The 22,887-nt window shown below is 73.3% G+C and carries 21 protein-coding genes; 13 read left to right on the forward strand and 8 right to left on the reverse strand.

Features of this window, described 5'->3' with window-relative positions; genetic code table 11:
- Positions 1-8: 8 nt before the first annotated feature.
- Together OHA30_RS31885 and OHA30_RS31890 are read right to left on the reverse strand one after the other, a co-directional pair.
- Positions 9-830 (reverse strand): PhzF family phenazine biosynthesis protein, encoded by an 822-nt coding sequence (locus tag OHA30_RS31885; protein WP_328917331.1) that lies wholly within the window; start codon positions 828-830, stop codon positions 9-11.
- Between the two features lie 70 nt (positions 831-900).
- Positions 901-2,169: an MFS transporter gene (locus OHA30_RS31890; RefSeq protein ID WP_328917332.1), complete on the reverse strand. Its 1,269-nt coding sequence runs from the start codon at positions 2,167-2,169 to the stop codon at positions 901-903.
- Between the two features lie 145 nt (positions 2,170-2,314).
- Here OHA30_RS31890 and OHA30_RS31895 point away from each other — a divergent pair, with 145 nt between their 5' ends.
- Positions 2,315-2,953 carry a PadR family transcriptional regulator gene (locus OHA30_RS31895; RefSeq protein ID WP_328917333.1) on the forward strand — a complete coding sequence of 213 codons (639 nt, stop codon included), beginning with the start codon at positions 2,315-2,317 and terminating at the stop codon, positions 2,951-2,953.
- Between the two features lie 120 nt (positions 2,954-3,073).
- On the opposite strand, the gene OHA30_RS31900 is transcribed toward OHA30_RS31895, so the two are convergent.
- On the reverse strand, positions 3,074-4,108 hold the full coding sequence (locus OHA30_RS31900) for a LacI family DNA-binding transcriptional regulator (RefSeq protein ID WP_328917334.1): 1,035 nt from the start codon (positions 4,106-4,108) through the stop codon (positions 3,074-3,076).
- Positions 4,109-4,299: 191 nt separating this feature from the next.
- On the opposite strand from OHA30_RS31900, the gene OHA30_RS31905 reads away from it, so the two are divergent.
- The 4 genes from OHA30_RS31905 to OHA30_RS31925 all read left to right on the forward strand — a co-directional run bounded on the left by OHA30_RS31905 (position 4,300) and on the right by OHA30_RS31925 (position 10,094).
- Complete coding sequence (locus OHA30_RS31905) at positions 4,300-6,588, forward strand: glycoside hydrolase family 3 N-terminal domain-containing protein (RefSeq protein WP_328917335.1); 2,289 nt, start codon at positions 4,300-4,302, stop codon at positions 6,586-6,588.
- A 186-nt stretch (positions 6,589-6,774) separates the two neighbouring features.
- Positions 6,775-7,482: a pyridoxine/pyridoxamine 5'-phosphate oxidase gene (locus tag OHA30_RS31910; RefSeq protein WP_328917336.1), complete on the forward strand. Its 708-nt coding sequence runs from the start codon at positions 6,775-6,777 to the stop codon at positions 7,480-7,482.
- A gap of 449 nt (positions 7,483-7,931) precedes the next feature.
- The gene (locus OHA30_RS31920; RefSeq protein ID WP_328917337.1) at positions 7,932-8,927 is read left to right on the forward strand and encodes an EamA family transporter; all 996 of its coding nucleotides are present in this window, start codon (positions 7,932-7,934) and stop codon (positions 8,925-8,927) included.
- Positions 8,928-9,101: 174 nt separating this feature from the next.
- Positions 9,102-10,094 carry a DMT family transporter gene (locus tag OHA30_RS31925; RefSeq protein ID WP_328917338.1) on the forward strand — a complete coding sequence of 331 codons (993 nt, stop codon included), beginning with the start codon at positions 9,102-9,104 and terminating at the stop codon, positions 10,092-10,094.
- Positions 10,095-10,134: 40 nt separating this feature from the next.
- Here the strand turns inward: OHA30_RS31925 and OHA30_RS31930 are convergent, their stop codons facing one another.
- Entirely contained in the window at positions 10,135-10,773 is a 639-nt protein-coding gene (locus OHA30_RS31930; protein ID WP_328917339.1) for an FMN-binding negative transcriptional regulator, read from the reverse strand.
- Between the two features lie 16 nt (positions 10,774-10,789).
- The gene (locus tag OHA30_RS31935; protein WP_328917340.1) at positions 10,790-11,638 is read right to left on the reverse strand and encodes a pyridoxamine 5'-phosphate oxidase family protein; all 849 of its coding nucleotides are present in this window, start codon (positions 11,636-11,638) and stop codon (positions 10,790-10,792) included.
- Positions 11,639-11,673: 35 nt separating this feature from the next.
- On the opposite strand from OHA30_RS31935, the gene OHA30_RS31940 reads away from it, so the two are divergent.
- Positions 11,674-13,005: an aminotransferase class I/II-fold pyridoxal phosphate-dependent enzyme gene (locus OHA30_RS31940; protein WP_328917341.1), complete on the forward strand. Its 1,332-nt coding sequence runs from the start codon at positions 11,674-11,676 to the stop codon at positions 13,003-13,005.
- On the opposite strand, the gene OHA30_RS31945 is transcribed toward OHA30_RS31940, so the two are convergent.
- Entirely contained in the window at positions 12,996-14,069 is a 1,074-nt protein-coding gene (locus tag OHA30_RS31945) for a DMT family transporter (RefSeq protein WP_328917342.1), read from the reverse strand. The two genes, OHA30_RS31940 and OHA30_RS31945, sit on opposite strands and share 10 nt — an antisense overlap.
- A 72-nt stretch (positions 14,070-14,141) precedes the next feature.
- Between OHA30_RS31945 and OHA30_RS31950 the strand changes: the two genes are divergently transcribed.
- Positions 14,142-15,155 (forward strand): LysR family transcriptional regulator, encoded by a 1,014-nt coding sequence (locus OHA30_RS31950; RefSeq protein ID WP_328917343.1) that lies wholly within the window; start codon positions 14,142-14,144, stop codon positions 15,153-15,155.
- Positions 15,156-15,209: 54 nt separating this feature from the next.
- Here the strand turns inward: OHA30_RS31950 and OHA30_RS31955 are convergent, their stop codons facing one another.
- Positions 15,210-15,710, reverse strand: coding sequence for a Rieske (2Fe-2S) protein (locus OHA30_RS31955; protein WP_328917344.1), 501 nt, complete (start codon positions 15,708-15,710; stop codon positions 15,210-15,212).
- 82 nt (positions 15,711-15,792) lie between these two features.
- Entirely contained in the window at positions 15,793-17,934 is a 2,142-nt protein-coding gene (locus OHA30_RS31960) for a S9 family peptidase (protein ID WP_328917345.1), read from the reverse strand.
- Positions 17,935-17,966: 32 nt separating this feature from the next.
- Between OHA30_RS31960 and OHA30_RS31965 the strand changes: the two genes are divergently transcribed.
- From OHA30_RS31965 to ung, 6 genes are all read left to right on the forward strand, one after another.
- Positions 17,967-18,788, forward strand: coding sequence for a HipA family kinase (locus tag OHA30_RS31965; protein ID WP_328917346.1), 822 nt, complete (start codon positions 17,967-17,969; stop codon positions 18,786-18,788).
- A complete protein-coding gene (locus tag OHA30_RS31970) occupies positions 18,785-19,168 on the forward strand; it encodes a DUF3037 domain-containing protein (RefSeq protein WP_328917347.1) in 384 nt (127 codons plus the stop codon). Before OHA30_RS31965 ends, OHA30_RS31970 begins: the two co-directional genes overlap by 4 nt.
- Before the next feature lie 227 nt (positions 19,169-19,395).
- Positions 19,396-20,157 carry a 3-oxoacyl-ACP reductase FabG gene (gene fabG / locus OHA30_RS31975; RefSeq protein ID WP_328917348.1) on the forward strand — a complete coding sequence of 254 codons (762 nt, stop codon included), beginning with the start codon at positions 19,396-19,398 and terminating at the stop codon, positions 20,155-20,157.
- 20 nt (positions 20,158-20,177) lie between these two features.
- The gene (locus OHA30_RS31980) at positions 20,178-20,945 is read left to right on the forward strand and encodes an SDR family oxidoreductase (RefSeq protein WP_328917349.1); all 768 of its coding nucleotides are present in this window, start codon (positions 20,178-20,180) and stop codon (positions 20,943-20,945) included.
- 134 nt (positions 20,946-21,079) lie between these two features.
- Positions 21,080-22,054, forward strand: coding sequence for an aldo/keto reductase (locus tag OHA30_RS31985; protein ID WP_328918081.1), 975 nt, complete (start codon positions 21,080-21,082; stop codon positions 22,052-22,054).
- 118 nt (positions 22,055-22,172) lie between these two features.
- Positions 22,173-22,862, forward strand: a complete 690-nt coding sequence (gene ung, locus OHA30_RS31990; protein ID WP_328917350.1) for a uracil-DNA glycosylase — start codon at positions 22,173-22,175, stop codon at positions 22,860-22,862.
- Positions 22,863-22,887 lie beyond the last annotated feature (25 nt).

A 22,887-nucleotide genomic window follows, 5' to 3' on the forward strand; every position in this document is an offset into this window, starting at 1 on the left:
GCGGCCGGTCACGGTACGGCGTGCAGCTCGCCGTCCACGACGGTCACCGCCGAGCCGGTGAGCAGGACACGGTCGCCGCTCAGCCGGGTGGCGACCAGTCCCGTACGGGCCGAGACCTGCAACCCGGTGAGCGCGTCCCGGCCCAGCCTGGCCGACCAGAACGGGGCCAGCGCCGTGTGCGCGCTCCCCGTCACCGGGTCCTCGTCCACACCCACCGCGGGGAAGAAGCCGCGGGAGACGAAGTCGTAGCCCCGCGCCGGGTCGGCGGCGGCGGCCGTCGCGATCACCCCGCGCTCGGACAGCCGGGCCAGCGCCGCGAAGTCGGGGGCGAGCGCGCGCACGGCCGGCTCGTCGGCGACCTCGACCAGCAGGTCACCGCAGTCCGGGCCGGTGTCGAGCACGGTCAGCGGCTCGGCGCCCAGTGCCGCCGCCAGGCCCGCGGGAGCCTCGGCGGGGGTCAGCGGCGCGGCCGGGAAGTCCAGCGTGATCGTCCCGTCGCCGTCGGCCTCGGCGGCCAGCACCCCGGCCCTGGTACGGAACCGGATCACGCCGTGGGCCTCGCCCGTGGTGCGCAGCACATGCGCGGTGGCCAGCGTGGCGTGGCCGCACAGACCCACCTCGGTCAGCGGGGTGAACCAGCGCAGCGCCCAGTCCGCGTCCCCGCCCTCCGGCAGCCGGTGGGCGAACGCGGTCTCGGAGAGGTTGAGTTCGGCCGCGACCTGCTGGAGCCAGCGGTCCGCGGGGAAGGCGTCCGCCTCCAGCAGGAGCACGCCGGCGGGGTTCCCGGCGAAGGGGCGGTCGGTGAAGGCGTCCACGATTCGGATACGCATGCCAGGAGCGTAGGCGACGGGCGGGCCGGGGATGAGGCCGGGCACCCGGACACGCGCCGCGGACCCCGGCTCAGCTCGCGGGACGACCCGGCTCGGCGGAACGCCGCATTCCCCACGCGCGCGCCCCGGCGGCGACGACGGCCAGGGCGAGGGTCGCGATCCCCGAGACCCCCAGCACCAGCCGGGGCCCCATGGCGGCGGTGAGCGGGCCGCCCAGCGCGGTGCCCACCGGTGAGGCGGTGAGCAGGGCGGCGCCACGGGCGGCCAGGACCGTGGTCAGCAGGGCCGCCGGGGTGCGGTCCTGGAACAGGGTGAAGGACAGCGCCGTGAAGGGTCCGTAGATCAGGCCGCCGAGAGCGAAGCAGGCCAGCGAGACCTCCGCGGACACCCCCAGGCCGAACGGCACCAGCGTCAGGCCCCACCCGGCGACGATGCCCAAGATGACCGGCCACAGCGGGAGCCTGCGCAGGGCGCCGGCGGCCAGGGCGCCGAGCACGGCGCCCGCCCCGAAGAGCGTCCAGTACAGCCCGAGGAGGCCCGCGCCGGAGTGCAGGTCATCGGTGACGTGCAGCGGGAGCGCGACCTCGACCGGCCCGTAGAGGAAGTTGAAGAACCACGTCACGGCGAGCACCCCGAGCAGTTCGGGCTGACCGCGCAGCACGTGCAGACCGGCCGCCGACCGGCCGGAATCGACCGGCGCGGCCGTCGGCACCGCCTTGGCCACCTCGCCCAGCCGGCCCACCTGGACGGCGAGGACGGCGAAGGACAGGGCGTCGAGGCCGATGATCCAGGCCGGGCTGACGACTGTCGCCAGGAATCCGGCGAGCGCGGGACCGACGATCACGGACGCCGAGGTGGACGAGCTGACCAGCGCGTTCGCGGCCAGCCGCTGTTCGGCGGGGAGCATCTGGGCGAGCAGGGAGTACTTTCCCGCGCTTCCCCAGGCGTGCAGCACCGACGAGCCGGCGAGCAGGACGACGTACAGCGCCGGGTGCAGGATCCCCGCGGCCCAGGCCAGGGGCACGCAGCCGAGAAGTACCGCGCGCAGCAGGCCGTCCGCGGCCATCAGCCGCTGGGCGGGCAGGCGGCGCAGCCAACGGCCGAAGAGCAGCGCCCCGGCGGCCCCGGGAAGGGCGTACGCGGCGACCGCCGCACCGACGACCAGCCCCGTCCTGCCCGGAGGCGCGATCAGCACGGCCAGCCACGCCACGGCGACCACGCTCATCCCGTCACCGAGGTCGGAGGCCGCCAGGGCCGGCAGGAGCCGGCGGAACGGACGGTGGACGAAAAGCGGCTGGTAGGGCCGCGGCAGCAAGCGCGTGGTCGGCGGGAGAGTCACCGGGTCAGAGTCGCGGTTCAAGCGGGCTTGAGGTCAAGGGGGAGCAGCGCGAGATCAGGGTGTCTGGGATCGGGGGTTGTCGTTCGCGTTGTTCCGATATATCGTTGAACTGTCGCGAACGGTCAACGATGGAAGGAGCGACATCATGCGTTCCCAAGGACACGGACATGAGCACGGACACGGGCACGGTGGCCCCGGCCGTCACGGTTGGGGCGAGCGTGAGGGGCTGAGGGCGGCCTTCGGGGGATTCGGACCGCAGCCCTTCGGCGGCGGACCCTTCGGCGGCGGGCCCTTCGGGCCCGGCGGCCGGGGGCACGGCGGACCGCGCGGCCGCGCGCGCCGCGGCGATGTGCGGGCGTCGATCCTGGCACTGCTCAAGGACCGCCCGATGCACGGCTACGAGATGATCCAGGAGATCGCCGAACGCAGCGGCGGCGCGTGGCGGCCGAGCCCCGGCTCGGTCTACCCCACGCTCCAACTGCTGGAGGACGAGGGCCTGATCACCAGCGCGAGCGAGGGCGGCAAGAAGCTCTTCACGCTCACCGACGCGGGCCGGACCGAAGCCGACGCGGGCGGGGACGCCCCGTGGGAGGAGGCCGGCCGAGGCGTCGACTGGGACGCCCTCAACGAGGTGCGGAAGGCCGGCGGGGGCCTGATCGAGGCATTCCGCCAGGTGTGGGCGACCGGCACCCCGGAGCAGCGCGAGAAGGCGCTGACCGTGGTGAACGACGCCCGCAAGCGGCTCTATCTGATCCTCGCCGACGAGGACCCGGCGCAGGACTGAGCGGTCGCGCCGCGACGGCGGTCCGCCCGTACGGGGCCCGGATCACCGGGTCACGGACGGCAGGACACCGGGAGCGGGCCGCCGGGACAACCGCATACGGACGAGAACCGGCCCGGGGCGTCACGCCCCGGGCCGGCTCGATCCGCGGATCAGCAGACGCGTCGGTATGATCCGGGCCTCGGCCGGCTGGTTGGTCTTGGTCTTGCCGGGGCCCGCGTCCAGCAGCCCGCGCAGCGCGGCGACCGCCGCCTCGCCCAGCGCCCGCTGGTCCTGCGCGACCGTGGTCAGCGCGGGCCGGACCAGCGCGGCCGCGTCGATGTCGTCGAAGCCCACCACGGCCAGATCGCGCGGCACCGACAGGCCGGCGTCCGCGGCCGCGTGCATCGCCCCTATCGCCATCTGGTCGCCCGCCGCGAAGATCGCGGTGGGCGGCTGCGGCGCGGCCAGCAGCCGCCTGGCCGCCGACTCGCCGCTGTCGAGGAAGAAGTCGCCCTCGACCACGTAGTCCTCGGGGACCGGCAGCCCCAACCGGACGCAGGCCCGCCGGTAGCCCGCCAGCCGCTCGGCGGCCGGCGGCAGGTGCAGCGGCCCGGTGATGGTGGCGATCCTGCGGTGCCCCAGCTCGTACAGATGCTGCACCGCGGCTTCCGCGCCGGCCGCGTTGTCCGAACTGACCCGTACCGTACGCGGACCGGTGAAGGCCGTGTCGATGCCCGCGCAGGGCACCGGGGAGGCGGCCAGCATGCGCAGACACCGGTCGTCGGGGGGCGTGGTCAGCACGATGACGCCCTCCAGGTTGTGCCGCCGCACCGCCTGGAGGTGGGCGCCGTCCGGGTCTTCGGGGCTCGGGGTGGTCAGCAGCATCAGGTGGTAGTCCGCCTCGGACAGCGCCGTGCGGACCGCGCTCAGCAGGCCGAGCAGGAAGGGGTTGTGCAGCCCCTGCGCCTCCTGGCCGCTGTCCCAGATCAGGCCGATGGTGTCCGAGCGGCGGCGTACCAGGGTACGGGCCGGCTCGTTGGGGGCATACCCCAGCTCGACGGCGAGGCGGCGGATGCGCTCGCGGGTGGCCTCGCTGACCTCGGCCCGGTCGTTGAGCGCCCGCGAGACAGTGGCGGTCGAGACGCCGCTGCGGCGGGCGAGTTCACGGATGTTCACGAGGTACCCGTTCTGCGTGAGTGGACACGAGGCGAAATGCGAGAAGCCATGGTGGAAAGGGTGAACGAAAATGGCTCCTGCGTACAGTCTTGACGATCAGCAAGGGTGAGGGACAGACTTCCGGCCCATCGGAAACGTTTACGGCACTCGGCCCCCACTGAGGGGCCCCGAACAGGAACGGGACTCCTGCGATGCCAGCAAACGCTCGACGCTTCCGCACCAAAACCTTCTTAACGCTCGCCACCGCGGCCGCCTGTGTGGCGGCCGTCGCGACCGTACCGGCACAGGCTCACGACAACCGTCCGACCTACACCAACCCTAAGGCGCCCATCGACCTGCGCGTCAAGGATCTGCTGAAGCGGATGACTCTGGCCGAGAAGATCGGTCAGATGGACCAGATATCCGTGGTCAACACGCAGGGCGACTGCCAGTGGAGCGGCGGTGACTTCACCGAATCCTGCCTGAAGAACGTCCTGGTGAAGAACGCCGCCGGCTCGATCCTGTCCGGCGGCGGCGCGGGACCGACGGTCAACACGCCGGAAAACTGGGCGAAGATGGTCAACACCGTGCAGAAGTACGCGGTGGACAACAGCCGGTTGCACATTCCGGTGCTCTACGGAGTGGACGCCGTGCACGGCCACAACAACGTCCTGGGCGCCACGATCTTCCCCCAGGAGATCGGCCTCGGCTCCACCTGGAACCCCTCCCTGGTCAAGGACGCCGGCGCCGCCACCGGACGCGCGGTCGCCGCCACCGGCATCGACTGGAACTTCTCGCCCGTCGCCGACCTCTCCCGCGACCAGCGCTGGGGCCGCTACTACGAGACCTACAGCGAGGACCCGCTGCTCGCCGGCACCCTGGCCGCCTCCGCGGTGGACGGCATCCAGCACGCCGACGGCGCCAAGGAGATCGCCGCCACCGTCAAGCACTTCGCGGGCTACTCCGAGCCGTCCAACGGCCACGACCGGGTGCCCGCCGATGTCTCGCTGCGCTACCTCCAGGACACGCTGCTGCCGTCCTACAAGGCCGCCATCGACGCGGGCGCCAAGTCCGTGATGGTCAACTCCGGTGCCGTGAACGGGATTCCGGCCACCGCCTCGTCGTATCTGCTCACCAAGGTGCTCCGCGACAAGTGGGGCTTCCAGGGCGTCGAGATCAGCGACTGGCAGGACGTACGCGCCCTCCAGACCTCGTACCACGTCGCCGCCGACTACCCCGGGGCCATCGCCAAGGCCGTCAACGCGGGCCTGGACATGGCCATGGAGCCGTACGACGCCCAGGGCTGGAGCGACGGGCTCACCGCGGCGGTCAACCGCGGGCTGGTCTCCGTCAAGCGGATCGACCAGTCGGTGACGCGCATCCTGAAGCTGAAGTTCGAACTCGGCCTGTTCGAACACCCCTATGTGGACGCCTCGAAGGCCAACGGGCGGGTGCTCGGCGCCGACACCGCCGTCGCCCGGCAGGCCGCCGACGAGTCGCAGGTGCTGCTGCGCAACGACGGCAATGTGCTGCCGCTGTCGTCCTCGACGAAGAAGATCGTGGTCGCCGGTTCCTACGCCGACGACATCAACGACCAGGCCGGCGGCTGGACGGTCGGCTGGCAGGGCGTGCCCGACGGCGTGAAGCTGCCCGGCACCACCGTGCTCCAGGGGATCAAGGAAGCCGCGCCGTCCGGCACCAAGGTCGTCCAGGCCGCGGGCGCCGCCGACGCCGTCACCCAGGCCAAGAACGCCGATCTGACGGTCGTCGTGGTCGGGGAGAAGGCCGCAGCCGAAGGCAGCGCCGACAGCCCGCGGCCCGAACTGAGCGCCGACCAGCAGGCGTTGGTCAAGTCGCTGAAGGCGACCGGGAAGCCGGTGGTCACCGTCGTGATCGCCGGACGCCCGCTGGTGCTCGGCGACGCGGACGGCACCCAGGGTCTGCTGATGTCCTGGCTGCCCGGCGGCGAGGGCGGCCACGCGGTCGCCGACGTGCTCTTCGGCAAGGTCAACCCGAGCGGGCGGCTGTCCGTCTCGTGGCCGAAGGACCTGGGCAACGAGCCGCTGTACTACCAGCAGCTCCCCGGCACCAACGCCGGGCCCCAGTCCTCCTACGACGCCGCCTACCCGTTCGGCTCGGGCCTGTCGTACACCAGCTACGCCTTCGGCTCGATCAAGGCGGACGCGGCCACCGCGCGCACCAAGGACACCCTGCACCTCAAGGTGACGGTGACCAACTCGGGTGCCCGCGCGGGCGATCTGGTGGTGCCGGTCTACGTGTCGCAGCCGGTCAGCGACGTGCTGACCCCGGCCACCAAGCTGGTCGCCTTCACCAAGGTGCACCTGAACGCGGGCCAGTCCCGTACGGTCTCGCTCTCCGTACCGCCGAGCGAGCTGGCGGTCACCCCGGGCGACATCGACGGCGCGGGTCAGCAGCAGGTGGCACGCGGCGACTACGTCTTCTCGGCCGGTGGCCAGTCGACGACGGTGACGCTGCGCTGAGCGAGGGCTGAATCCGGGGCCGGTGCCCGGCGGTTCGTCGCCGTCGAGTGCCGGCCACCGGTTTGCCGGGCGCCGGGCCGTGGGCGGGAAATCCCGCTCGCGGCCCGGCGTCTGCTGTCTGATGGGACCCGGCAGCGGGACCTGCCGGGGCGCGCTCGCGCTCCCGGCGCCGGAACGGGAGGTCGGATGAACGGCAAGGACGGCGGGGGCTCCGCGGGCGGTTCCACGGAAGGCGACGAGGCGCTGCTCGCGCGGATGCGGGCCGCGCCCGTACTGGCCGGGCCGCTGCCGGGGTTCGACCCCCGGGCCGCGCCGGACGCGCCCGGGCCGCTCTTCGCCCGCTGGCTCGAACAGGCCCTGGCCGACGGCGTGCCCGAGCCGCATGTGATGACGCTCAGCACGGCCGCCGCCGACGGCACACCGAGCGCGCGCGTCCTGATGCTGCGCGGCATCGACACCGCCGACTGCGCCTATGTCTTCGCGACCGACTCCGGCAGCCCCAAGGGCCGTGACCTGGCCGCCAATCCGCAGGCGGCGCTGACCTGGTACTGGCCCGCGCACGGCCGGCAGATCCGGATGGCCGGACCGGTGACCGTACTCGGCGAGGAGGCCACCCGGCGGGACTTCCTCGGGCGCGGTGAGACATCGCGGGTCGCCGGGTTCACCGGGCGGATGAGTGAGCCGCTGGCCGGTCCCGAGGAGTACGACCGCGCGCGGGAGGCCGCGCGGGCCCGGGTGGCGGCCGAACCCGACCGCGTACCCGACACACATGTCGTCCACCGGCTGCGGGCACGGGAGGCCGAGTTCTTCCAGGCCGACCCGGCGCACTTCCATCTGCGGGTGCGGTATGTACGGGAAGGTGACGGCTGGTCCCGTACGTTGCTGTGGCCATGACTCATCCCGGGGGATGAAGGACCCGTCGGCCGGACTCCTCCCGCGGGCCGTACGCGCATGGCCCCGTGAGCCGATGCGCCACGCCGGAGCCGCCTGATGGGCTGGTTCGTACGCACCGCGGCCACGGGTCGCCCCTCGACCTGAACCACCTGGCCGACGACGCGCCCCTCACCGCCGAGGTGCGCGCCGTGGTCGCCGCCGAGCGGTCCGGGACGGCGACCGGCAGGTCGACACCGCGCATCTGCCGCACTCCCTGCCGGAGAGCGACCCTGCCGCGCGCGACGCCTGCGGACGCCGGGCGGCGCGGCGCGGCGGACGAGGGATGGGCGGGCGAGGAGGGCCGGGACGCCGGGTGGGGTGGGCCGTCGGGTGGCGGGCCGGACGGTGACCCGGAGTGTGTCAGCCGTCACCGGGGTGACGGTCCTGTCGTGAGCTGACATCATGACCGGATGCGCGCAACTCAGGGGAGGAACAGAGGACTCGGACTGGCCTTGACGTCGGCCTTCGCGTTCGGCGGCTCGGGGGTCGCGGCCAAGCCGCTGATCGAGGCCGGATTCGATCCGCTGCACGTGGTCTGGATGCGGGTCGCGGGCGCCGCGCTGATCCTGCTGCCCGTCGCGCTGCGGCACCGGAGGCTGGTCCGGCTGCGGCCAGGACTGCTGCTCGGCTTCGGGCTGCTCGGCATCGCGGGCTGTCAGGGGCTGTACTTCCTGGCCATATCGCGGATCCCGGTCGGGGTGGCGATCCTGGTGGAATTCCTCGGGCCCGCGCTGCTGCTCGGGTGGGTGCGGTTCGTACAGCGGCGGCCGGTCAGCCGGGCCGCCGTCATCGGCGTGATGTTCGCCGTGACCGGGATGGCCTGCGTCGTGGAGGTCTGGTCCGGTCTCGCCTTCGGCGCGCTCGGGCTGCTCTTCGCCTTCGGCGCGGCCTGCTGCCAGGTCGCCTACTTCGTCCTCGCCGACCACGGCACGCACGGGGACGACGCCCCCGAACCCGTGGCCGTCATCGCCCACGGACTGATCGTCGGCACCCTTGTGCTCACCGTGGTCGCCCGGCCCTGGAACATCCCCTGGACCGCGCTGTCCCAGCAGGCCGCGCTCGGTGAGCGGGACGTCCCCGCGGTGCTGCTCATCGGTTGGATCGTGCTGGTGTCGACCGTCGTCGCCTACCTGACCGGGGTCATCGCCGTCCGCAGGCTCACCCCGCAGGTCGCCGGGGTCGTCGCCTGCCTCGAAGCGGTCGTTGGCACGGTGCTGGCGTGGGTGCTGCTCGACGAACACCTCGGCGGCTGGCAGGTGCTGGGCGGCACGCTCGTGCTGGTCGGGGCCTTCGCCGCGCAGACCGCGGCGGCGGTGAAGGCGCCCGAACCCCTGCCCGACCTTCCCGGGCCGCGCCCCGAGGAGCAATTCGCCCATCCGGCGGGCGCGCCCACGGGCAAGGGGTAGGGTCGCGCCATGCACCTCACTGTTCTCCCTCCTCCCGCCGCCTGACGCGGGCGGCGCGACCACGGATGATCCGGCCCGAAGCACCTCGTCGTACGACGGGGGCGCGTCGGACGAAGGGTGCTGCCCGCAGACGGTGATCGGTCAACCCCTCACCTTTCTCGCGGGAGAACTCTCGTGTCACTCACGCACGTCTCGTATGCCCATGCCCCGGACCGGGCCGCGCTGCCCGCGGGCCGGGCCCTGATCTATGTCGTCTTCGCGGCCACGGCCTGGGGTACGGCGGGAGCGGCCGCCGCGCTGCTCTACGACGGCAGCGGGCTGGGGCCGTTCGCCCTCACCTTCTGGCGGGCGGCCGGCGGCTTCCTGCTGCTGCTCGGCGCCCGGGCCCTGCGGCCGGGCGCACCCGCGCCGCGCCGTACCTTCCGGGTCCGGGCGCGGGTCCGGGTGCGGGCGCTGCCACGCGTCCTGCTCACCGGGGCCGGGCTCACGCTCTTCCAGATCGCGTACTTCTGCGCGGTGAAATCCACCGGGCTGGCGGTCGCGACCGTGGTCACCCTCGGCTCGGGCCCGGTCCTGATCGCGCTCACCGCCCGGCTGACGATGGGCGAACGTCTCGGCCGCGGCGGCGTGGCGGCGGTGGCGGGCGCGCTCGCCGGGCTGGCCGTCCTGGTGCTCGGCGGCGGCGGTACGGCGGTGCGGCCGGTCGGGGTCCTGTTCGCGGTGCTGTCCGCGGCGGGCTACGCCGGGATCACGCTGCTCACCCGGTGGTTCGGCCGCAAGGGGGTGGCCGGGGACCCGCTGGACACGTCGCTGTGGTCGTTCGGGATCTGCGCGGTGCTGATGCTGCCCGCGGCGCTCGGCGAGGGGATGTGGCCGCAGGCGGCCGGGCTCGGCCGTACGGTCGCGCTGCTCGGCTATCTCGCGTCGGTGCCGACGGCTTTCGCCTACGCGCTCTATTTCGCGGGCGCGGCGGTGCTGCGGGCGACGACCGTCTCGGTCGTCGCCCTGATCGAACCCGTCTCCGCGGCCGTGATCGCCGTGACCCTCCTCGGCGAGGACCTCACTGTGGCGACGGCCCTCGGCACGGTGATCCTCCTCGCCGCGGTCACCGCCCTCGCCTGGGACGAGTCCCACCCCCGACCGGCCCGGCCGCAGCCCGCCGACTGACGGAAGTCCGGTCCGGCGGCGGGGCGGTGCGGGCGCGGTGTCAGAGGAGGCGGCGGAGTTGGTGGGCGCGGGCCGCCGCGTCATGGGGGGCCGCGCGGGCGGCGAGGAGACCGGTCACCCGGCGCTGGACCGCCGCCGCCTTGTTGCCGCCGAACTTGAACTTCGCCTGGACCTCCGTCACCTCGACCCGGACCCCGCGCAGCCCGGCGAGCATCCGGCCGAACGGCTCCTGCCCGGGAACGACCGGAGCCGTCCCGCCGCTCGGCTGGAAGTGGGCCAACTGCCGTGTCAGCAGCGCCGCCTTGACCTCGGGGTCGTCCAGCACCTGGGCGACCCCGACCAGCTGGACCGCCGCGTAGAAACTCGTCGGCGTGCCGCGATCGGTCGGCTCGTCGAGCGGCGCGTGCCAGGGGCCGGGGATGAACGTGTAGTCGTCCACCACGCTCAGCGTGACCCGCGGGCTCGCCTCCAGCGCCCGCCACAGCGGGTTCGGCCGGGCGAGATGCAGCAGCACCTCACCGTGCTCACCGGGCCCGGGGTCGTAGAGGAAGTGTGTGGGCTGGACGAACGGCGGTTCGCCGTCCGGGCCGTTGACGGCGAGCTGCCCGAAGTCGTGCCCGGCCAGCCAGGTCCGCCACTCGGTGTCGTCGGCCGGCGCGTCCCAGGGGTGGATCAGCATACGGAGGGCCCTCCTCTCAGACACCGCCGCGCGGGCCGGCCGGCGACAGATAGCCGGGCAGCGTCACGGCGGGGTCGAGGTCGTCGGCCGGCACAGGGGTCCCGTACGCCCTGGTCACCGGGACCACCCCGGTCCAGTAGGGGAGTTCGAGATCCTCGGGCTCGTCGTTGGGTCCGCCGGTGCGGAGCTTCGCCGAGACCTCCAGCAGATCCAGCCGGATCACGGAGGTGGCGGCCAGCTCCTTCGCGTTCGCCCGGCGGGAGTCCGCGGCCCGGCCCGGCACCGCCTGCTCCACGATCGCGTCGAGCGCCAGCGCCCGCTCCTCGGGGTCCTGGACCTGGTGGGCGACGCCGTGCACCACCACCGAGCGGTAGTTGATCGAGTGGTGGAAGGCGGACCTGGCCAGCACCAGCCCGTCGACGTGGGTGACGGTCAGACACACCGCGAGCCCGGCCCCCGCCCCGCGCAGCGGCCGCGAACCGGTCGAGCCGTGCACATACAGCCGCTCGCCCACGCGCGCGTACAGCGTGGGCAGGACGACGGGCCGGCCGTCCCGGACGAACCCGAGGTGGCAGACGTACCCCTCGTCCAGGATCGCGTGCACCGTCTCGCGGTCGTACGCGGCGCGCTCGCGCGAGCGGGTCGGGACGGAGCGGTCCGTGGGCGGGTAACCGGGAGGCGCGGCCGATTCGGGCCCTGCGGCCGACTCTTCGTGCCCCGCAGCCGACTCGGCCGATGCGTGCGGCCCAGTGGGCTCGTCCGGCCCCGCGGGCTCGGGCGACGCGGCCGATGCGTGCGGCCCGGTGGGCTCGTCCGGCACGGCGGACTCGGGCGGCTGGGGAAGCGCGGCGGGCTCGGCGGTCATGGCGCGATCCTTTGAACTAGTGCATAATGATGTTTGTGCTAGGAGAGTATCGGATCACCGGTCGCGGTGCATCGGCAATTGCGGCGGACATCGAGAGCGCGGTGGGCAGGGGTGCGCTGCGCCCCGGCGAGCCGCTGCCGCCGCTGCGCGAGCTCGCCCGTGAGCTGGACGTCAACCCGAACACGGTCGCCGCCGCCTACCGGCAGTTGCGCGACCGCGGGGTGATCGAGACCGCGGGCCGCCGGGGCAGCCGGATCAGAGCCCGACCCGCCACCGCACCGCGCGACGCGATCCGTATCGACGTCCCGCCGGGCGTACGGGACCTGTCGGCGGGCAACCCCGACACCACTCTGCTGCCCTCGCTGACCGCCGCACTGGCCGACGCGGCCGCTCATCACGCGCAGGCCCCGGCGCTCTACGGCGGCCCGCCGGTGGACCCCGAGTTGAACCGGCTGGCCCGCGCGGGCCTGGACGCCGACGGTGTGCCGGACGGCCCGATCGGCATCACCTCCGGCTCCCTGGACGCGATCGAGCGGGTGCTGTCCGCCCATCTTCGGCCCGGCGACGCCGTTGCCGTCGAGGACCCGGGCTGGGGCAGCGTGCTCGACCTCGCCCTGGCGATGGGGCTGCGGGCCGTACCGGTCGCCGTGGACGACGACGGCCCGATCACCGCCGCGGTGGCCCGCGCGGTGCAGGCCGGCGCACGGGCGCTGGTGGTCACCGACCGGGGCCAGAACCCCACGGGCGCGGCCATCTCCGCCGCCCGGGCCGCCGAACTGCGGGAACTCCTCGCCCAGCACCGCCAGGTACTGGTCATCGACGACGACCATGTGCACGGCCTTGTCGACCTGCCGCTGCACTGCCTGTCCGGCGTCACCGACCACTGGGCGCTCGTCCGGTCCACCGCCAAGGCGTACGGCCCCGATCTGCGGCTCGCGCTCTACACCGGCGACACGGTGACGGTGGACCGGGTACGCGGCAGGCACCGGCTCGGCGCGGGCTGGGTCAGCCATCTGCTCCAGCGGACCGTCGCGCACCTGTGGCGGACCGGCGCCGTCGACCCGAAGACCACCGCCCGGTCCTACGGCGAGCGGCGCGACGCCCTGGTGCGGGCGCTCGCCGATCAGGGCGTCACCGCGCACGGGCGCAGCGGTATGAACGTCTGGGTGCCGGTCCCCGACGAGACGGGCGCGGTGGCCGGACTGCTCCAACGCGGCTGGGCGGTGGCGCCCGGCGCCCGCTTCCGGGTGCGCTCCGCCCCCGGCATCCGGCTCACCGTCTCGTCCCTCGCCCTGGCCGACATCCCGCCGCTGGCCGACGCCGTGGCCGCCGTACTGCGCCCGGGCGGCGAGGGCCGCTACGGCTGACCGTCGCGGACGGTCGCGGGCCGCGGCTCCTCAGACACGGGCGCCGGCTCGGGCACGGACACGGCTACGGGCTCGGCCGCCGGCTTGGGCCTCCGCTGGGTGAGCGCCGCGCCGACGAGTATGACCACCGCGCCCACCGGCTCGTTCCAGCTCAGGGACTCGCCGAGCAGCAGAACGCCCGCCGCGGTGGCCACGATGGGTATCAGATAGGTGACCATCGATCCGATCGTCGGACCCTTCTCGGCCACCAGACCGTACTGGACCAGGAACGCGATCCCGGTGCCCAGCGCGCCCAGCGCCAGCACCGCGAGCACCGACTTGGCCGGGTACGACGACGGCACCGAGGTGAAGAACGGGGTGACCAGGAGGAGTTGCAGCGCGCCCAGCGCCAGCTGGCTCGCGGACATCGCCAGGTGGGAGCTGCCACTGCCGGTCAGGGTGCGGCGGACGTACGCCCAGCCGACCGCGTAACTGGCCGCCGCCGTCAGGGCCATCACCGTGCCCTTCGGGTCCTGGCCGGAGAAGCCCTGCCAGGCGCCCAGCACGGTGAGCACCCCGGCGAAGCCGAGGCCGACCCCGGCGAACCGCTGCCGGGACGGCCGGTCCTCGGACAGCGCGACCACCGAGACCAGCATCGCGAAGAGCGGGGTGGCCGCGTTGCATATCCCGGCCAGCATCGACGGGATGGTCTTCTCGGCCGTGGCGAACAGGGTGAACGGCAGCGCGTTCAGCAGGAAGGCCGCGACCGTCAGATGCAGCCAGGTGCGCCCGCCGCGCGGCAGCCGCTCCCGCTTGACCGCGACGACCGTGGCCAGCACCGCCGTGCCGAACACCATCCGGCCCAGGGTGACCTGGAGCGGGGCGAACGCCTCGTTGCCCACCTTCATGAACAGAAAGCTGAACCCCCAGATCAGGCCCAGCGCGGCGAAGCGGATCCGCCAGTCCACCACGCTGCGCGGCCCGGCGGGCACGGCTGCGGGGGAGGTGGCGACGGCGACGGCGGGGGTCTCGGGGTCCCCGGCGGTCGTCGCGGCGGCGGGCAGGCTCTCGGCCGGTGCGGTCATGTCCCTACGATGACCGCTGCGACCTCTTAGAACAAGCGAGATTTGGTACACGTACCACGTAGAATTACTTACATGTTGAGCTTGGAACGACTCCGGATCCTCCACGCGATCGATCTGCACGGCTCGGTGAGCGCCGCCGCCGACGTGCTGAGCGTGACCACCTCGGCGGTCTCGCAGCAGATGGCGAAGCTGGAGCGGGAGACCGGGCAGTCGCTGCTGGCCAAGAACGGCCGCGGGGTACGGCTCACCGACGCCGGGCGGCTGCTGTCCGGGCACGCGGAACGGATACTGTCCCTGGTCGAGCTGGCCCACGCGGACCTGGAGGCGCACCGCGGCGCCGCCGTCGGCGAACTGCGGGCCGGCGCCTTCCCCACGGCGGTCCGCGGCCTGTTCCCCCGGGCACTCGGCGTGCTGAGCGCGGAACACCCGCAACTGCGCACGGTCGTCCACGAGCTGGAGCCGCACGAGTCGCTGGCCCGGCTGAGCCGCGGGGACATCGATCTGGCCGTCGTCCTGGACTGGTACAACAAGCCGCTCTCGCTGCCCGGCGGACTGGCCAAGGCGGCGCTCTACGACGACATCGTGGACGTCGCGCTGCCCGCAGGCCACCCGCTCGAGGACCGGTCCGAGATCGAGCTGGACGAGCTGGCCGACGACGACTGGATCGCCTGGCCCGACGGCGGCTTCTGCCACGAGTGGCTGCTGTTCACCCTGCGCGGCAAGGGCGTCGAGCCGCGGATCTCGCACCACGCGGAGGAGCACGCGACCGTGCTCGCGCTGGTCGCCGCGGGCCTCGGCGTGGCGGTGATGCCCCGGCTGGGCCGCGACCCGATGCCGGAGGGCGTACGGATCACCCCGGTGCGGCACACCATGCGGCGGCACGTCTACGCGGTGTGGCGGGAGGACGCGGACCGCCGGCCGGCGATCCGCGTCGCGGTCGACGCGCTGCTGCGCTCGGCCGCCGACCACCGCGGCCCGGACCGCGGAAGCCCGGCTCCCGGGAACGTCGCGGACGGCGGGGTGCCCGCCGCCGGGAACGGCTCGGGCCAGGGGGCGCTTGACGCCCGGAGCGCTTCCCGCCCCTGACCTCACGACACACGGGCCCGGCCGGGCGTGGCCCCCCGGCCGGGACCCGCCCGCTCAGGCGAGCATGGCCTTGTCGCCGGCCACCATGATCTTCTTCTCGGGCAGCGGGGTGGTCGCGGGGCCCTTCACCACACTGCCGTCCGCCACCTTGAAGGTGGTGTTGTGGCACGGGCACAGGATGACGCCGTCCGACACGCTGGTGACCGTGCAGCCGCGGTGGGTGCAGATGGCGGAGAACGCCTTGTACTCACCGCTCGCGGGCTGTGTGACGACCACCTTCTGGTCCTTGAAGATCTTGCCGCCGCCGACCGGGATGTCGTCGACCGTCCCGAGTACGACCATGCCGTCGCCGGCGGTCGCCGGTGCCCCGGAGTCCGCCGGGGAGGTGGTGTCCGACGCGGCCGTGGTGTCCGAGGCGGCCGGCGAGGCCGCGTCGGAGCCGGAGTCCGAATCGGAGCCGCAGGCGGTGAGTACGGCGGCGAGCCCCACGCCGCCCGCCGCGGCGACGACACCGCGGCGGGTGAGGGACTCGGGGAATCCGGAACTTTCTGCCATGACTTGCATCCTGTCCGCTGGTGGGGACGGGCGGCGGCGCCGTAGCGTCGCCGTCCGGCAGCGTTTGGTCACGCGTGACCGTTCATACGACTCCGATGGGCGAAACGTTCAACGACTCCCGCAAGAAATCCAACTGGTGGCGCAGCAGCCCCTCCACCACCACCTCGTCGGTGGGCGAGTGCGTGACGTTCGACAACGGCAGGACCCGGTGCGGGCGTTGGGCCGCCAGCAGCGCCGCGGACAGCCGCAGGGTGTGCGCGGCCACCACGTTGTCGTCCGCCAGGCCGTGCACGAGCAGCAGCGGGCGGCGCAGTGCGGCCGCCTCCGTGACGGGCGAACAGCGGTCGTACGCCTCGGGGTTGACGTCCGGGTGCCCGAGGAAGCGCTCCCGCCAGTGCGTGTCGTACAGCCGCTGGTCGCTCGGCCCCGCGCCGCTGATCGCCGCGTGGAAGACCTCGGGCCGGCGGATCACCGCCGCCGTCGCCAGCAGGCCGCCGTACGACCAGCCGCGGATGCCGACCCGGCCGAGGTCCAGGTCGGGGCAGTGCGCGGCGGCGGCCCGCAGCGCGGTCACCTGGTCCTCGATCGGGGCACTGAGCGTGTCGCCGTGCACGGATTTCTCCCACACCGGGCCGCGCCCGGGGGTGCCGCGGCCGTCCGCGATCACCACCGCGAAGCCCTCCTCGGCGAACCACTGGGCCTCGCTCAGCGGCCAGTTGCCCGCCCGGGTCACCAATTGCATCGCCGGGCCGCCGTAGGGCGCCATCAGCACCGGCAGTGGTCCGGAGCCGGGCTCGTACCAGGACGGCAGCAGCAGCGCCGTACGGATCTCCAGCGGGCCGGCCCGCATCCAGGTCGGTCGCGCCGGAGCCGGCTCCTCGGCCAAGCAGGCGACGGTCCGGGTCCGGCCGTCGGTCAACAGCCGGAAGGCCCGGCCGCGTTCGGTGCGCGAGGCGAGCAACAGGGCGCCGCCCGCGCGCTGTCCGCCGTGCAGCCCGGGGCCCGCGCTGAGCCGTACCGGACCGGACCGCGGATCGTAGGACCACAGGTGTGCCTCGGTCGGCTCGTCGCTCGCGACGAACAGCACTGACTCGCCGTCCACGGAGACCACTTCGCGGATCTGTAGGCCCTCGGGAGTGACCGCCTCCCCGCCCACGGTCAGCTGCCGGGTGCTCCCGGCGTCGGCGGTGTGGACGACGGCGCCGGACGCGGTCCTGGCGGGCGTGCCGGGGATCAACTCGACCCACGCGGGGTCGCGTTGCTCGTGCAGCAGCCGGGTGGCACCGGTGGCCGGGTCGGCGGCCAGTACGCGTACGGTCCGCTGGTCGCGGCTCTGGACACTCAGCAGCGGACCTTGCGCGTCCCAGGCCGCGGTGGCCAGGTACTCGTACGCCTCGCGGTCCCAACTCACCTCGGTCCGGCGCCCGTCGAGGCCGAGGACGTGCAGCGAGACCTCGGCGTTGGCCGTACCGGCGGCCGGATAGGGCACCTGGCGCGGCGGCGTCGCCGGGTTCGCGGGATCGCCGATCCACCAGCGCTGGACGGCCGTTGTGTCGGCGCGGGCCACCAGGACGCGGTCGCCGTCGGGGGACCACCAGTGGCCGCGGTGGCGGTGCATCGACTCGGCGGCCACATGTTCGGCGAGCCCGTACGTCACGTCGTCGCTCTCGGGCGCGGCCAGCAACAGGTCGGCGCCGCCGTCCAGTTCGACCACCCGCAGGGCGCCCCCGCAGACGTACGCGACCCGGCGGCTCAGTGGGTCGAGCCGCGGGTCGACCACCGGGCCCGCGGTGGGCACATGGCGGGCCGTACCGCCGTCCGCGGTGAGCGTCCACAGGGCGCCGTCGAGCGCGAAGACGACCGTACGCACGGCGGCGTCGGTGGCGTATCCGACGATACCGCGGGTCCGTTCGCGGGCGCGTTCGCGGCGGACCAGCTCTGCCCGCGGCACCTCGCCGGAACCGGCGGCGGGGAGGGCCGAGGGGTCGACGAGCAGCCGTTCGCCGTCCTCGTCGAGCAGCCACAGGCATCCGGTGCGGTCCTCGGGGCCGAGGGTGCGCAGGAAGAGCACGGTCCGGCCGTCCGGCGAGAGGGTGAACGCGTGGGGCGCGCCGAGCGAGAAGCGCTGGGTGCGGGCGATTCGGCGGGGGAAGTCCCGGTAGGGGGAGTGGTTCGAGCGATCAGGGTGTCCAGTGCTGTCGGTGATTGCGGAAGAGGTGTCCATACGGGCAGTCTCCACCGCACTAACCTGGGGGAATGTTGAGAGAAGTGACGGGCATCCGCTATGTGACGCCGCTGCGTGAAGGCGGCTCGGTGCCCGGAGTGGTCGAGGCCGACGACCTCGGAACCTACGTCGTGAAGTTCACCGGCGCGGCGCAGGGCCGCAAGGCGCTCATCGCCGAGGTGATCGCCGCGGAACTGGGCAGGCGGCTCGGCCTGCGGGTGCCGGAGCTGGTCCGCTTCGACTTCGACCCGGTGATCGGCCTCGGCGAACCCGACGAGGAGATCCAGGATCTGCTGAAGGCGAGCGGCGGGCTCAACCTCGGGATGGACTTCCTGCCCGGCGCCCTCGGGTTCGATCCCCTGGTCTTCACCATGGATTCCGCGGAGGCCAGCCGTATCGTCTGGTTCGACGCGCTCATCGGCAATGTCGACCGATCGTGGCGGAATCCTAACATGCTGGTCTGGCACCGGAACGTGTGGCTGATCGACCACGGGGCCGCCCTCATCTGGCACCACAACTGGAAGTCCGCGCAGGCGGCTTCGGCCAAGCCGTACGACGCCTCCGACCACGCGCTGTCCCGCTTCGGCCCCGAACCGGCCGTCGCCGCAGCCGAGTTGGCACCCAAGATCACCGACGAGCTGCTGACCGAGGTGACCGCCCTGGTGCCCGACGAATGGCTGGTCGACGAGCCCGGCTTCGCCACGCCCGACGACGTACGCGCCGCGTACCGCGAGCTGTTGGGGGCCCGCGCGGCCGATGTGCACGAGCGGATCAGGAGCGCACCCGGGCAGCGGGAGAAACAGCCGCCGCCCGAGTGGCTGCGCCCGTGGGTCGAAGGGAAGAACGCCAAGTGAGCGGCCGGGACGTCTTCGAGTACGCGCTCGTGCGTGTGGTGCCGCGGATCGAGCGCGGCGAGCTGATCAACGCGGGGGTGCTGCTGTACTGCCGGGCGCAGGGATTCGTCGGCGCCCGCGTGCACCTGGACGAGGCACGGCTGCGCTGCCTCGACCCGGCGGCCGACGTGGACGGCGTACGGGCGGCGCTGCGCGGCTACCAGGGCGTCTGCGAGGGCGGCGAGCGGGCCGGGCAGGCGGCGGGGGACGACCCCGGACGGCGTTTCCGCTGGCTCACCGCGCCGCGCAGCACCATCGTGCAGCCCGGGCCGATCCACACCGGGCTCACGGACGACGCCGCCAAGGAGGCCGACAGGCTGCTGGAGTTGCTGGTGCGGTGAGGGGCCGGTCGATCGGCCGGCGCACGGTGCAAGGTCATGGTGCACGGCGCACGGTGCCACGGGTGTTGATCGCCGGCCGGCCGCCCGTGCACTGAACCACATCGTCCGTGGCGGCGTTGACACTGGGTCACGGCCCTCCTACGGTTTCGGCTACGGGACCTACTAAGCGGTCGCTCATGCGCGGGGACGTGTGGGGGCGGCCGCCACACCGGGCTGAGGAGACACAGATGTCCACCACCGAGCAGCGCGTCGCGATCGTGACCGGCGCCGCCCGCGGGATCGGCGCCGCCACCGCGGTGCGGCTGGCTGCCGAGGGCCGCGCCGTGGCCGTGATCGACCTCGACGAGGCCGCCTGCGAGGGCACCGTCAAGGCGATCACCTCGGCCGGCGGCCGGGCCGTCGCGATCGGCGCCGACGTGTCCGACGAGGACCGGGTCGAGGCGGCCGTCGCCAGGGTCGTCCAGGAACTCGGCGCGCCCACCGTCCTGGTGAACAACGCCGGCGTCCTGCGCGACAACCTGCTCTTCAAGATGACCGCCTCCGACTGGGACACGGTGATCGGCGTCCATCTGCGCGGCGCCTTCCTGATGACCCGCGCGGTCCAGAAGCACATGGTGGACGCCGCCTTCGGCCGGGTCGTCAACCTCTCCTCGTCCTCCGCGCTCGGCAACCGCGGCCAGGTCAACTACTCGGCCGCCAAGGCGGGAATCCAGGGCTTCACCAAGACCCTCGCCATCGAACTCGGCAAGTTCGGCATCACCGCCAACGCCGTCGCTCCCGGCTTCATCGCCACCGACATGACCGCCGCCACCGCCGCCCGCGTCGGCATGGACTTCGACGAGTTCCAGGCGGCCGCCGCCACCCAGATCCCCGTCCAGCGCGTCGGCCGGCCCGACGACGTCGCCAACGCCATCGCCTTCTTCACCGGCGAAGCGGCCGGCTTCGTCTCCGGCCAGGTCCTGTACGTGGCCGGCGGCCCCCTCGACTGACCGGCCGGAGGCCCCTTCCCATGACAGACCAGAACCCCCGCCCCGACAGCGGCCGCGCCGCCATAGTGACCGGCGCCAGCCGCGGCATCGGATACGGCATCGCCGAGGCGCTCGTCGCCCGCGGCGACCGTGTGTGCATCACCGGACGTGACGAGGACGCGCTCAAGGAGGCCGTCGAACGGCTCGGCGCCGACCGGGCGATCGGCGTGGCGGGCAAGGCCCACGACGAGGCGCACCAGGCCGTCGCCGTCGAACGCACCATGGAGGCGTTCGGCCGCGTCGACTACCTCGCCAACAACGCGGGCACCAACCCCGTCTACGGCCTGCTCGCCGACCTCGACCTCGCGGTCGCCCGCAAGGTCTACGAGACCAACGTCCTGTCCGCGCTCGGCTTCGCCCAGCAGACCTGGAAGGCGTGGCAGAAGGAGCACGGCGGCGCGATCCTCAACATCGCCTCCGTCGCGGGCCTGGCACCCTCGCCCTTCATCGCCGCCTACGGCATGAGCAAGGCCGCCCTGGTCAACCTCACCGTGCAGCTCGCCGCGGAGATGGCACCCGGGGTACGGGTCAACTCGATCGCCCCGGCGGTGGTGAAGACCAGGTTCGCCGCCGCGCTGTACGAAGGGCGCGAGGAGGAGGCCGCGGCGGCCTACCCGCTCAAGCGGCTCGGCGTGCCCGAGGACATCGGCGGGGCCGCGGCCTTCCTGCTGTCCGACCAGGCCGGCTGGATCACCGGGCAGAACCTGGTCATCGACGGCGGGCTCTTCCTGGGCGCGGGCGGCGCCTGAGGGCCCGCCGGGCGATTACGGCCGCGGTCCTCGGCGGCGCTTGCCCTCGTCCGTACTCCGACGTGCACAGTCCTCGCGTGGCGGCCCGCACCGGCCCGCCGCGCGAGGACTTCCACATGACGGAGAACCCACCCATGCGCTACCGCACGCTCGCCGCCGGCACGCCCGGCGGCGGAATCGAGGTCAGCACCCTGTGCCTCGGCATCCTGCCCTTCGGCACCCTCGTCGACGAGGACACGTCCTTCGCGATCCTCGACCGGTTCGCGGAGGCCGGCGGTACGTTCGTCGACACCGCAGACAACTACTCGGTCTGGGCCCCCGGCGGCACCGGCGACGAGAGCGAACTGCTGCTCGGCCGCTGGCTGCGCGCCCGCGGCGCCCGGGACCGTACCGTCGTCGCCACCAAGGTGGGCGCCCGGCCGCCGGCCGGGAGCACCGCGGTGTGGCCCGACGCCTACGAGGGGCTGGCCGCGAAGACCATCCGGGCCGGTATCGAGGGCAGCCTTCGCCGCCTGGGCACCGACCGTGTCGACCTGTACTACGCCCACATCGAGGACCGCGACGTGCCGATGGCCGAGACCGTCGAGGCGTTCGCCGAGGTGGTACGCGGCGGCGCCGCGCGGCTGCTCGGCGCCAGCAACCACGCGGCCTGGTCGGTCGCCGCCGCCCGCCAGTACGCGGCCGACCGGGCCCTGCCCGGCTACACCTGCGTCGAGCAGCGCCACACCTATCTGTGGCCGGCGCCCGGCGGCGAGTGGGGCGCCCGCGACTACGCCCACGCCGACCTGCTGGACCTGGTGGCCGCGCACGACGACATGACGCTCATGGCGTACGGCCCGCTCGTCCACGGCGCCTACACCCGCGCCGACAAGCCGCTGCCCGCGCCCTACGACCACCCGGCGTCGCACCGGCGGCTCGCGGTCCTGCGCGAGGTCGCCGCCGAGGCGGGGGCGACACCCCATCAGGTCGTCCTGGCCTGGCAGATGGGCGGGACACCGTCGGTCGTCCCGGTGGTCGGAGTGAGCAGTGTCGCGCAGCTCGACGAGGTGCTGGGCGCGGTCGCCCTGGACCTCGACCCCGAGCTGAGGGCCAGGCTGGACGCCGCGTGAGGGGCGTTGTCAGTGGCGCACGGTACGTTCTGACGCAGTAACTGATCGCGGTGTCCGACCGCACGGGACGACCGTGCGGACGGCCGCGTCATGGATCGCAACACCGGAGGTTCCCGTCATGCCCAGCATGCTGCCCGACTCCTGGGAGACCGCGCTCGGCGAGGAGTTGGACAAGCCCTACTTCCAGCAGCTCACCGACTTCGTGGCGGCCGAGCGGCGCGAGCACCGCGTCTTCCCGCCGCAGGACCAGGTGTTCGCCGCGCTGGAGGCCACCCCGTTCGACCGGGTGAAGGTGCTGGTCCTGGGCCAGGACCCGTACCACGGTGAGGGCCAGGGGCACGGGCTGTGCTTCTCGGTGCGGCCGGGGGTCAGGACGCCGCCCTCGCTGCGGAACATCTTCAAGGAACTCAAGGACGAGTTCGGCTACCCGGTGCCGGACAACGGCTATCTGATGCCCTGGGCCGAGCAGGGCGTGCTGCTGCTCAACGCGGTGCTCACCGTCCGCGAGGGCGAGGCCAACTCGCACAAGGGCAAGGGCTGGGAGAAGTTCACCGACGCCGTCATCCGCGCGGTGTCCGGGCGGTCCGACCCGGCGGTCTTCGTGCTGTGGGGCAATTACGCCAAGAAGAAGCTGCCGCTGATCGACACCGAGCGGCACGCCGTCATCCAGGGCGCGCACCCGTCCCCGCTGTCGGCCAAGCTCTTCCTCGGCAGCCGGCCCTTCGGGCAGATCGACGACGCCGTGAAGGCGCAGGGCCACGACCCGATCGACTGGCGCATCCCGGATCTGGAGGCGCGGGCCAGCTAGCGTCTTCGCCAGGACGAGGCGAGGA

Origin of the sequence: Streptomyces sp. NBC_00223 (assembly GCF_036199905.1) — a bacterium.
Lineage (GTDB): Bacteria > Actinomycetota > Actinomycetes > Streptomycetales > Streptomycetaceae > Actinacidiphila.

Bases quoted from the DNA above. Each gene is read 5' to 3' on its own strand.
- OHA30_RS31950 (WP_328917343.1), top strand. From the start codon at position 14,142: ATGTTGAGCTTGGAACGACTCCGGATCCTCCACGCGATCGATCTGCAC.
- OHA30_RS31960 (WP_328917345.1), bottom strand. From the start codon at position 17,934: ATGGACACCTCTTCCGCAATCACCGACAGCACTGGACACCCTGATCGC.
- OHA30_RS31955 (WP_328917344.1), bottom strand. From the start codon at position 15,710: ATGGCAGAAAGTTCCGGATTCCCCGAGTCCCTCACCCGCCGCGGTGTC.
- OHA30_RS31920 (WP_328917337.1), top strand. From the start codon at position 7,932: ATGCGCGCAACTCAGGGGAGGAACAGAGGACTCGGACTGGCCTTGACG.
- ung (WP_328917350.1), top strand. From the start codon at position 22,173: ATGCCCAGCATGCTGCCCGACTCCTGGGAGACCGCGCTCGGCGAGGAG.
- OHA30_RS31930 (WP_328917339.1), bottom strand. From the start codon at position 10,773: ATGCTGATCCACCCCTGGGACGCGCCGGCCGACGACACCGAGTGGCGG.
- OHA30_RS31885 (WP_328917331.1), bottom strand. From the start codon at position 830: ATGCGTATCCGAATCGTGGACGCCTTCACCGACCGCCCCTTCGCCGGG.
- OHA30_RS31905 (WP_328917335.1), top strand. From the start codon at position 4,300: ATGCCAGCAAACGCTCGACGCTTCCGCACCAAAACCTTCTTAACGCTC.
- OHA30_RS31910 (WP_328917336.1), top strand. From the start codon at position 6,775: ATGAACGGCAAGGACGGCGGGGGCTCCGCGGGCGGTTCCACGGAAGGC.
- OHA30_RS31980 (WP_328917349.1), top strand. From the start codon at position 20,178: ATGACAGACCAGAACCCCCGCCCCGACAGCGGCCGCGCCGCCATAGTG.
- OHA30_RS31945 (WP_328917342.1), bottom strand. From the start codon at position 14,069: ATGACCGCACCGGCCGAGAGCCTGCCCGCCGCCGCGACGACCGCCGGG.
- OHA30_RS31895 (WP_328917333.1), top strand. From the start codon at position 2,315: ATGCGTTCCCAAGGACACGGACATGAGCACGGACACGGGCACGGTGGC.
- OHA30_RS31935 (WP_328917340.1), bottom strand. From the start codon at position 11,638: ATGACCGCCGAGCCCGCCGCGCTTCCCCAGCCGCCCGAGTCCGCCGTG.
- OHA30_RS31965 (WP_328917346.1), top strand. From the start codon at position 17,967: ATGTTGAGAGAAGTGACGGGCATCCGCTATGTGACGCCGCTGCGTGAA.
- OHA30_RS31985 (WP_328918081.1), top strand. From the start codon at position 21,080: ATGCGCTACCGCACGCTCGCCGCCGGCACGCCCGGCGGCGGAATCGAG.
- fabG (WP_328917348.1), top strand. From the start codon at position 19,396: ATGTCCACCACCGAGCAGCGCGTCGCGATCGTGACCGGCGCCGCCCGC.